This is a genomic window from Methanothermobacter sp. DP (genome assembly GCF_026692625.1).
Lineage (GTDB): Archaea > Methanobacteriota > Methanobacteria > Methanobacteriales > Methanothermobacteraceae > Methanothermobacter > Methanothermobacter marburgensis.
Map to the genome: position 1 here is coordinate 1,205,971 of NZ_CP113501.1, position 10,368 is coordinate 1,216,338.

The following is a 10,368-nucleotide window of genomic DNA, read 5'->3' on the forward strand; positions in this document are numbered from 1 at the left end:
ACACATGAGTTCCAGATCTTTAATATCCATAGAAATATCAACTTTAATCTTCTAAATAAGGGTTTTAAGGTCCTCGAGGAATAGTTCAATGTGCTCCGCCTTGATGTGGGGCATGACAACAACCCTTATGGCTGGTGGGCATGCTGATACAGAGACTGCCCATCCCATCTCCTCGAGTCTGGAGGCAAGTTTCTCTGGACTCATGGATGGATGATTGAATGCGACTATGTTGAGTTCAGGTTCAATTACCGGTTCATACCCCAGATCCCTAAGGCCCTCATTCAACCTGGAGGTCACCTCCATCACCCTCAGGGCGAGTTCACGGTACCCGCTGCGGCCCATGTGCCTGAGGACCGCCCATGTTGCAGCTGCAGAGGCCCCGGTCCTTGTGCCGACTATCGTTGACTGCTGCTTCTCTGTGAGGTAGGGGGTCTCTATGCTCATGGCGTCCAGGTAGGTTTCGTCCCTGAAGAGTATGCAGCCACTGGGTATCGGGGCAAGGCCCATCTTATGGGGGTCTATGGTTATTGATGAGACACCAGGGAGTTTAAAGTCAAATTCAGGGAGTTCAAAACCAGCGTCCCTTAGGAATGGTATTATGAATCCCCCGAATGCTGCGTCAACGTGGAGGTGGATGCCATCCTCAATGCAGATATCTGAGAGCTCAGCTATGGGGTCTATCCTCCCCAGTTCAGTTGTCCCTGCAACCCCAACTATGGCCACGGTATTATCTGATATCATCTCCCTGACGGACCCCACATCGACACGGTAGTCCCTGTCCAGCTCCGCCTCCCTGAGTTCAAGACCCATTATATCCGAGGCCTTTCTGAAGGAGAAATGGGCGGATTTAGGGACGATTACCTCGGGTTTATCCGCTCCCGCCATGTTCCTGGCAGCCCTCATGGCCATGAGGTTGGCCTCGGTGCCCCCTGTTATTATGTGGCCAGCTGCAGCGGGTTCTGACAGGAGCTCCCCCAGCATCCCTATAACACAGGATTCCAGCTCCCTGGTTCCCCTGAAGAGCCCGGGGTCGCCAAGGTTGGACTCCAGGAAGTCACAGTAAACCCTTCGTGCAAGGGGGTGTGATGATGTGCACATGGATCCAAGTATTCTGCCTGAGGTGTAGGTCATGTCCCTTGACCTGAATTCCTCAAGAATTTCGAGGACCCTTTCCTCAGGGAGGCCCTTTTCATCCATTTTTACGCCCAGCAAAATTATGTGAAAAAAAGGTTTTAGAGAAGTTTTCTTGCCGCCTTAAGGAGTAGTCTCTGTTCTGCCCTTGCAACCGTCTTCCTAACCTCGGCAACCGCATCTGTGTTGGCGGATACACTGCTTATCCCGAGCTCCACCAGTTTCTCAACTATCCGCGGGATGCTTCCTGCCTGGCCACAGATGCTGGTTTTAACCCCGGCCTCATTGCATTTCTTTATAACCCTCTCAATGAGTTTGAGGACCGCAGGGTGACCCTCCGTGTAGAGGTCTGCCACATGCTCGTTGTTCCTGTCTATTGCAAGGGTGTACTGGGTGAGGTCATTTGTACCGAAGCTCACAAAGTCCACACCCTCTGCAATGAAGTCCTCGATTATAAGTGCGGCTGCAGGTGTCTCCACCATGATACCGAATTCAACGTCCCTGTGGGGCCTGAGACCCGCCTCCTCTGCTATCCTCTTGGCCTTCCTGAGTTCATCAGGGTGCTGTACGAGGGGTATCATTATGCCTATGTTGGTGTAGCCCTGCTCATGGAGTTTCTTTATGGCCCTGAACTCTGCCCTGAGGATCTCCGGCTCATCCAGCTCCCTGCGTATACCCCTCCAGCCCAGCATTGGGTTGTGTTCGTAGGGTTCATTCTCACCACCCTCAAGGGTTTTGAATTCATCTGTGGGGGCGTCAAGGGTCCTGTACCATACGGGGCGTGGGTAGAATTCATCTGCAACCTTGAGGATGTTCTCTGCGAGGATCCTGACAAGTTCATCCTCACGTCCGTCCTCTATGAACTTCCTTGGGTGGACGCCGGTTGTGAGCATCATGTGTTCGGTCCTCAGAAGTCCAACACCATCTGCACCTGTTGCTGCGGCCTTCCTTGCAGCCTCGGGCATGCTCACATTAACCTTGACCTCTGTAACCGTGAGTATGGGTGATTCCACGGTCACGGATTCCGGGGCAGACTCCTTCTTCTCCTCCTCCACAACGCGGCCCTCGTAGACGAGTCCCTTATTACCATCGATGCTGACAACCTGGTTCTCACTGAGAACCCCGGTTGCATTGCCTGTACCAACAACACAGGGTATTCCAAGTTCCCTTGATACTATCGCAGCATGACAGGTGACACCACCCTCATCTGTTATTATACCGCTGGCCCTCTTCATTGCAGGCACCATGTCAGGGGTTGTCATGACCGTGACCAGGATGTCGCCAGCCTGTATCTTGTCCAGTTCATGGATCTCCCTTATTATCTTGACCTTGCCTGATGCAAGGCCAGGGCTTGCCCCGAGACCCCTGAGTATCACATCCCTTGATTTGACCTCTCCTTCCTCCACGGCTTCCCCGAGGGTTGTTATGGGCCTTGACTGTAACATGTAAACCTCCCCATCCATTATGGCCCATTCGGTATCCTGTGGTGAGCCATAGTGATCCTGTATCCTTCTGCCCATCTCTGAAAGGGCAGCTATCTCCTCATCAGAGAGGACCCTCCTGTTTCGAAGTTCAGGGGGGACCTCCTTTTTCACTGTCCTTCCATCCTCCCTTGTGAACATCACGTTCTTCTCACCAACAGTGAACTCAAGGAGTTTACCTGTGTTCTTATCAACCCAGTAGGTATCGGGGGTCACTGAACCTGAAACAACAGCCTCACCGAGACCCCATGACCCCTCAATGAGGATCTTATCCTCCCCTGTTGATGGGTGGACGGTGAACATGACCCCTGCCTTTTCAGCGTCAACCATCTCCTGGACAACAACCGCTATGTAAACCCTGGAATGGTCGAAGTTGTTCTCCTCCCTGTAAAAGATGGCCCTTGCCTCGAACAGGGATGCCCAGCACTTCCTGACATAATCCATGACATCCTCGGCGCCCCTTATGTTGAGGAAGGTGTCCTGCTGACCAGCGAATGATGCCTCGGGGAGGTCCTCTGCTGTGGCTGAGGAACGTATGGCAACGTACACATCATCCTTTCCTATTCTCTGGCAGAGTGCATTGTATGATTCTATAATGAGTGTCTGTATATCCTCGGGTATCTCTGTGGATGTTATTATATCCTTTATCTCAGCGGATACCCTCTGCAGTTCCTTTGTATCATTGACGTCAAGGCTTTCAAGCATGTCCATTACAATGGGCTGTAGTCCCGTGTCTGTCATGAACTTGTCATAGGTTGCCGCTGTCACCACGAACCCCGGGGGAACCGGTATGCCCGCCTGTGTAAGTTCACCCAGGTTTGCACCCTTTCCGCCGGCGATTCCCACATCATCCTTACCGAGTTCCTCAAAAAACGCCACATACTTAACCATTTTATCCCCTGAACTAGTTGGTGTCTTAAAAATGTGAATGTGAAAAAAAATTAGAATTTTATTTTACGAGTTCCTCGCCCCTGTCAATCACAATCCTGCATGGAACAGGGAACTTCATTGCAGCCCTTCTTAGGGCTTCCTTGGCATCCTTGAAGTTCTTCTTGTTTGTCTCGATTGTGATTATCTTCTGGTTTTTCTTAACAAGGGCCACAGTGCTCACCGGTTTCCCGAATGCCTTCCTCATACCGTCCTGGACACGGTCAGCCCCTGCCCCTGTCGCCATGGGGTTTTCACGGACTATGTGATGGGGGTAGACCCTTATCTTGAGGTGGTAACCCATCCTACCGGCCTTCCTCTGCATGTAACGGTTTGAGGCTATCCTGGCTGCCTCCAGGGCATTGTGGGTTATCTGGGTTGGTGCCTTAACAGCAACGCTCAGTGAAATCGGGAATTCAGCTGAGAGGTTACCCATATCATATTGAACTATCTTTGAACCTGGAATCTTCTTGATGTACTCTCTTCTCGTGTATGCACGAACCATGAATAATCCTCCTGTAATCATGTCCATGAGAATAACTATGAAATGAGTATCTCGGTAACCATTAATAAATATTGTCTTGAAAGCCAAACAGTTAATAAATCCAACCTGAAAAATATAAGGATACATATAATTAGCAGGGATGGTTTTTAAAAGTTTCCATGGTGTCATCATGAAGATAGCCATAACCGGTAAGGGTGGGGTGGGCAAGACAACCATAGCCGGCACCCTTGCCTGCATATTCTCTGGGAAATTCAGGGTCTTTGCCATTGACGCCGACCCCGACATGAACCTTGCATCCAGCATAGGTATAAGTGAGGAGATAACACCCATATCCCGGATGAGGGACATTATAAGGGAGCGGACTGGAGCAGAGCCAGGTTCATCCTTTGGTGAGGTTTTCAAGCTCAACCCAAGGATAAGTGACCTTCCAGATTCACTCTCCATCCAGCACCCCCGGCGACCCAGCCTCCGGGTGATGGTGATGGGTACAGTGGAGCATGGTGGCGATGGGTGTGTCTGCCCTGCATCAGTGCTCCTCAAGGCCCTGCTCCGTCACCTGATACTCAGAAAGGATGAGATGGTGATCCTTGACATGGAGGCCGGAATAGAGCACCTCGGGAGGAGGACCGCGGAATCCGTTGATCTTATGGTGGTGGTTGTTGAACCCGGCCTCAAATCACTTGAAACAGCATCCCGGATAAAGAAACTCGCAGCCGATATCGGGGTTAAGAGAATAATGGCCATAATCAACAAGGTCTCGGGAAAGGAGGATGAGGAATTCATGCGTGAAAGGCTGGAGGCGGCTGGAATTGACGTCCTTGGCTGTGTACCCTCGGATAAAACCGTTGTGGTGGCTGACATGAGGGGCGAGCCCCTTGCAATGCATCCAGAATCGGCTGCCTTCAGGGCCATAAGAGAAATCTCCGAGAGGATAGCCTCAATGGAGAGCTAAGTGGAATGAGAGTATAGCGTCAGTATGGAGGACTGGAATGAGGATATCAGTAACCATAGAAGCGGAATACGAATCAGGGGAGGAAGCCAGGATAGTTATGAAGGCACTTGAACCCGAAAACAGATCATACGTTGAATCTGAAATTGAAGGATCAAAGGTAAGATTCACCATGGAATCAGATTCCATCGGAACAGCCCTGAACACGGCAGATGACCTCATATTCTCCGAGATGATAGTCGAAAAAATGATGGGCTTTAAATCAGAGCATGAATGAACCGGTTGAATCAGAAGCATGTGGTGATTGGATGAAGTTCAAACTTAAGGGAATAATAAAACTCAGCAAAGAGGTTCCAGAGGCAGAGAAGGACATTGAAGAGTTTCTGAAAGATGCGGAAAAAGACCTTCTCAGGAGGGGAGTCCCTGAGGGTCAGGAGGATGAGGCTTCACATGTAAAATCATGGGAGCTCAGTGGAGACACACTGAAAATTGAGATGGAATCAGGAAGACGTGTCAGGGCCCATGATGGTCTTCTGAGACTCAGAAAGCCCCTGGGACAGCTCCTTGGGCCCCGCTACAGGGTCGGTGTGAGGGGTGTGAAGGTGGAGGACTACACACTTGAAATGGATGCCCCTGGGGTATCAGAAATCCCGGGCCTCAGGGAGCTGCCATTCGTGGAGGACGCAGATATCTCAGAGAACACCATAAGGGTGAGATTCCAGCCCCTTGATGAGTCAGACCTCAGGAAACACGTTGTGGACAGGGTCGTGAAGCACGCCCTCAGCCTCGTTGAATCCTCACAGGACCTCACAACCAGGGTCACAAGGGCAACCCCCGGTGAAATAGTTGCAAGAAGTGAAAAAAGGGAGTTCTTCTTTGATGGAGACCCCACAGAGGAGGCCATGAGACTAGGGTGGGTTAAGAAATTTCCAGGGCGTGGACAGTGGTTCTACGGGCCCCAGATAACCGCCCTGCACCGTGCACTGGAGGAGTTCCTGATTGAAAGGATAGTGAAGCCCCTGGGATTCGTTGAGTGCCTCTTCCCAAAACTCATACCCCTTGATGTTATGAACAGGATGAGGTACCTTGAGGGCCTGCCTGAGGGGATGTACTACTGCAGCGCACCAAGCAGGGACCCTGAAACCTTTGAGGAATTCAAGAATCAACTCATCATAAACAGGGAGGTGCCCATGGACCTCCTCAAGAGGGGTCTGAAGGATCCGGGATACGTCATTGCACCGGCCCAGTGCGAACCATTCTACCAGTTCCTCTCACATGAGGTGGTGAATCTGGATGACCTCCCCATAAAGTTCTTTGACAGGAGCGGCTGGACCTACAGGTGGGAGGCAGGGGGAGCCAAGGGCCTTGACAGGGTCCATGAGTTCCAGAGGATAGAACTTGTATGGCTGGCATCCCCCAGGGACACCGAGGAGATACGCGACCGCACCGTTGAACTCTCATATGAAGCCGCCGATGAACTGGAACTTGAATGGTACACAGAGGTGGGGGATGACCCATTCTACCTTGAGGGCAGAAGGGTTGAGGAGAGGGGAATAGAGTTTCCTGATGTCCCCAAATATGAGATGAGGCTCTCACTACCAGGTCAGGAGAAGGGAGTGGCGGTTGTATCTGCCAATGTCCACGGGACACACTTCATTGAGGGATTCTCAATCAGGGAGGCCCGTAACATGAACATATGGACCGGATGCACAGGTATAGGTCTTTCAAGGTGGATATATGGTTTTCTGGCCCAGAAGGGCTTTGAGACTGATAAATGGCCGGAGTTCATAAGGGAGCGGGTTGAAGGTGTTGAGGCCCCCCGTATAGTTACCTGGCCCGGCAGGGATTGATCCGAGGTGGTCATTTGAACTGTGACAGACACCCTGAACGTGAAGGTGTGGCATCATGCATCATATGCGGGAGGATACTCTGCGAGGAGTGCCGTCTGAAGCTTGGAGGGAAGAATTACTGTGAGAGGTGTGCCGATAAACTGTTCAGGGAGCGGGTTGAGGTCGGTGAAGAGAAAAGGAAGGGGATGGGTCTCGGGGTTAAGATACTCATTGCCATCCTCATAATCCTGGCTATCCTCTCTGTTCTATCATACCTGATTTACAGTGTGTACCTTGCACCATACTATGGCAGCCCTGAAAACGTGCTCAGGATACTCATGAATGACCCTGAGAGGATAATCAGATTCCTGGGGACAAGGATATCCACCTAAACCCTCCTGGGGTATCTGGGCTCCCTGAACTCTATCATGAATGATGTGCCCCCGGCCGACTCAAAGGTGAGTGTACCGTCAAGCTGCCTCACAAGGCCCCCAACAAGATCCAGACCAAGACCCGCGTTTTCCTTAAGGCTGAAGCCCTCTGGAAGGCCCCTCCCATTATCACTGACCCTGAGAAGGAAGGCATTACCGGTATCCTCGAGGGATACCCTGATGGTTCCGCCATCATCGAATGCATGCCTCAGGCTGTTTGATACAAGTTCATTTAGAATGAGTCCCAGCGGGACTGCCGTTTCAATGTCGAATTTCACATCAACAATGTCCACCTCAATCTGGACACCGGAACTGTGCATGTCGCGCAGGTAGGATAGGAGCCTTTCTGTGTAGGATGCAAAGTCTACTGTGCTGGCCTCTGGATTGGAGAGAAGGAGCTCATGGACCAGGGCCATCGCCCTTATCCGAAGCTGCAGAGCCCTCATGAGTTCACAGAAATCCTGATCCATTCCCCGTGCCTGGAGGTTTATGAGGCTTGAGATGATCTGAAGGTTATTCTTGACACGGTGGTGGAGTTCTGATAGGAGTGTCCTGTTGGCCTCGAGGGACCTTCTTGCTGTCTCCTCTGACCTCTTTATATCGGTGATATCCTCAAAGATTCCCAGGAAATACCCATCAATCCTTCTTATGAGTACCCGTATCCATCCACCCCCCTGCCTTATCATGAACTCCTGACTTTTTCTGAAAGCTGCAAGGTCCTTGTGGAGTTCACCTATAAATCTGTTGTCTGCCGGTTGCCTGAAAATCTCCAGGATGGTGGGATTCGACTCCAGTATCTTCCCATCGGCATCCATGAGGACCACCCCAACCGGGAGTTCCATGAACAGTGACCTGAACTTCCTTTCACTGATCCTCAGTGACTTCTCCTTATCACTCAGTGATCGCAGGTAGAGGCGCAGAACCGCAAAAAGAAAAAGTGATGTCAGTAGTATGAAGAGGGATCCCTTGATGATTGAGAGCTGGACAAGCAGAGGGGGCTTTGCTATGAGATAGAGGATGTGGTCTGATGAGAGTATCCATAGAAGGCTGAAGATTGCATAATAGAGTGCTATCCTGAGCGCATCTCTCTCGGGATCCATATATACTGTTATCTTCAGGGGTCCTAATAATTTTTGGGAAAAGGTGAGTTCTGATACCGGAACATCAGTGAAATGGGGTAGAAGAAGCAATCCAGTCGGGAATAGAAGAAGCAACCCAGTCAAATCCAGAATCCCAGGTGCCCTGAAAGGATAGTTAAGGGAAACAACCATGGTGGATTCTGAGGAGGTTATTCCTCTGAATCCTCCGCAGTCTCTTCCTCCCTCTTCTCAAATACATCGGCAAATTCAACCTTACTGACACCCTCAATGTTCTCCCAGATGTCCTTCGCTATCCTGAACCTTGTGAGGGTAACATCCATGTAGGGCCTGTTATCAAATCGTGTCATCTCATCCATGCAGATCCTCACACGTCCATCATCTATTTCAACCTCTGTCTTGTCAATGTCCATGTTCTGGGAGGGGTAGTGGAGCTGGATCATGCTCTTTACCTTTTCAACATCATCTTTGATTATCTCCTTAACCTTCAGATCGTATTCGAGGGTTTTACCTGCAAGTTCATGGTTGAAGTCCACCCTCACGCGTCCACCTGAGACGTTAAGGACCCTGCCCTCATGTCCCTCAACGGTCAGTGGCATCCCCGGGTAGGGCTTTATTCCCTGCCTCTTGAATTCACCCATGGGTATGAGCTGGACAAGTTTAGGGTCCCTGTTACCGAATGCGTTCTCCGGTTCAATCTCAACGTGTTTTTCCTCGCCTTCCTCCATTCCAATAACGGCCTCGTCAAGACCCTTTATGAGGTGTCCACCTCCAACAACGACTGGTATGGGACCAAAGGTCTTCTTTATCTGAAGTCCGGCCTCCTTAGCCACTTCCTCGTCTGTTGTGTCAAAGACCTCACCGGTCTCCTTGACCTTGCCTGTGAATTCAATTTTTATAAAGTCTCCTTTATTCACTGCCATATCTCTAGCCTCCTGTGTGGTATTCTATCCTTAAATTCTTCAAGGATCTCTTTATCCTTAAATGCAAGAATTCGAATTACAGATGGATAATTTTCTATATATTTATGGACCAGTCCCTTATGAACCTTTGCCTCAAGAACCGAGATTATGCGCTGCCTGTGGTGTCTGCTGAATGATGGGGGTATGGCCTCCTCGACCTCAGCAAGTGAACGGTATGGTCTTTTCCTTACGATTGCAGATGCTGTTAAATCATCCAAGAGGTTGAGAACCTTAAGTTCATCAATTTCAAGCTGTTTGCGTTTCTGAGTATCCCTGTCGAGAGCCTCAGATCATGCAGGGGTGCCCTTCCCTCCGAGATTTCCCTTTCAAGGACCTCAACCGTCTCAGGGGGAAGCATATGTGTGACTTCACCAATTTCGCCCCTGGATACTGCATCCCGTATTCTGGTTCCGCTCACACCCTCAAGTCTCCTTATGAACATGAACCTGTTTCTGAAGTTGAATCCAATCCTCCCGAGGGCCCCCGCAAGGGATGCTATGACATAGTTGTCCTCCTCAAGTTTACCCTCAAGTACGGTCTCAGAGGTGTCAAGGTCCACTATCCTGTAGGGCCTTGGCACAACCCTGTGGCCCCTTCTGATCCTTTCAAGGACCTCATCAAATCCATCAACCGGCCTGTAGCCGCGGGGTATCCAGTCAGTATCGAGGGCCCTGAACATCCTCGCAAGGCAGAGGGAGTACTGACCTGAACCCATAACACCCATTGGGGGGCCCTCCACCACTATATCAGCCCCCGCCCTGATGGCTATCTCTGCCCTTGCCTGGCGGGTCATTATGTAGGGTACGCCCCTTCCACTCCTCTCAAGGGGCCCCGGTATGATAGCCACAAAGAGGGCGTCTGGTCTGAGCTTCCTGGCCTCCAGCATGCAGTGCCTGTGGCCCCTGTGAAAGGGTGAGTACTCTGTGAAGTCTGCCATGATGCCGGGTTCAGATGCATGGTCACCGTATTCCGGTTTATTAATAGCATCCGCCCTGATGAGTTCAAGGTCCCTCTCAATTACACTCCCTAGAAATTTCTCTGAAGGCATGTTAATTA

Annotated in this window: 9 protein-coding genes and 1 pseudogene; 4 read left to right on the forward strand and 6 right to left on the reverse strand. The window is 50.8% G+C overall.

The features are described 5' to 3' along the window. Window positions 1-51: 51 nt before the first annotated feature. From mfnA to rplJ, 3 genes are read right to left on the reverse strand one after another with little or no spacing between them, the layout of a single operon-like run. Complete coding sequence (gene mfnA / locus OXN82_RS06450; RefSeq protein ID WP_321211088.1) at window positions 52-1,197, reverse strand: tyrosine decarboxylase MfnA; 1,146 nt, start codon at window positions 1,195-1,197, stop codon at window positions 52-54. 35 nt (window positions 1,198-1,232) lie between these two features. Further along, complete coding sequence (gene ppsA, locus OXN82_RS06455) at window positions 1,233-3,503, reverse strand: phosphoenolpyruvate synthase (RefSeq protein ID WP_147671475.1); 2,271 nt, start codon at window positions 3,501-3,503, stop codon at window positions 1,233-1,235. Between the two features lie 58 nt (window positions 3,504-3,561). After that, window positions 3,562-4,044: a 50S ribosomal protein L16 gene (gene rplJ, locus OXN82_RS06460; protein WP_013296292.1), complete on the reverse strand. Its 483-nt coding sequence runs from the start codon at window positions 4,042-4,044 to the stop codon at window positions 3,562-3,564. A gap of 169 nt (window positions 4,045-4,213) precedes the next feature. Between rplJ and OXN82_RS06465 the strand changes: the two genes are divergently transcribed. The 4 genes from OXN82_RS06465 to OXN82_RS06480 are packed head-to-tail and all read left to right on the forward strand — an operon-like array spanning window position 4,214 to window position 7,214. Further along, the gene (locus tag OXN82_RS06465; protein WP_147671474.1) at window positions 4,214-4,996 is read left to right on the forward strand and encodes an AAA family ATPase; all 783 of its coding nucleotides are present in this window, start codon (window positions 4,214-4,216) and stop codon (window positions 4,994-4,996) included. A 37-nt stretch (window positions 4,997-5,033) separates the two neighbouring features. Next, a complete protein-coding gene (locus tag OXN82_RS06470; RefSeq protein WP_147671473.1) occupies window positions 5,034-5,270 on the forward strand; it encodes a KEOPS complex subunit Pcc1 in 237 nt (78 codons plus the stop codon). A gap of 31 nt (window positions 5,271-5,301) precedes the next feature. Next, window positions 5,302-6,843 (forward strand): serine--tRNA ligase, encoded by a 1,542-nt coding sequence (serS, locus tag OXN82_RS06475; RefSeq protein ID WP_321211089.1) that lies wholly within the window; start codon window positions 5,302-5,304, stop codon window positions 6,841-6,843. A 14-nt stretch (window positions 6,844-6,857) separates the two neighbouring features. Next, window positions 6,858-7,214: a hypothetical protein gene (locus OXN82_RS06480; RefSeq protein ID WP_147671471.1), complete on the forward strand. Its 357-nt coding sequence runs from the start codon at window positions 6,858-6,860 to the stop codon at window positions 7,212-7,214. Here the strand turns inward: OXN82_RS06480 and OXN82_RS06485 are convergent. The 3 genes and pseudogenes from OXN82_RS06485 to OXN82_RS06500 form a co-directional block, all read right to left on the reverse strand. Then, window positions 7,211-8,353 (reverse strand): sensor histidine kinase, encoded by a 1,143-nt coding sequence (locus tag OXN82_RS06485; protein WP_171770400.1) that lies wholly within the window; start codon window positions 8,351-8,353, stop codon window positions 7,211-7,213. The two genes, OXN82_RS06480 and OXN82_RS06485, sit on opposite strands and share 4 nt — an antisense overlap. 188 nt (window positions 8,354-8,541) lie before the next feature. Then, the gene (locus tag OXN82_RS06490) at window positions 8,542-9,273 is read right to left on the reverse strand and encodes a peptidylprolyl isomerase (protein ID WP_321211090.1); all 732 of its coding nucleotides are present in this window, start codon (window positions 9,271-9,273) and stop codon (window positions 8,542-8,544) included. Continuing rightward, window positions 9,264-10,360: pseudogene (locus OXN82_RS06500) on the reverse strand (nucleotidyltransferase family protein). The gene OXN82_RS06490 and the pseudogene OXN82_RS06500 overlap by 10 nt, the downstream one beginning before the upstream one ends. Between the last annotated feature and the right edge of the window lie 8 nt (window positions 10,361-10,368).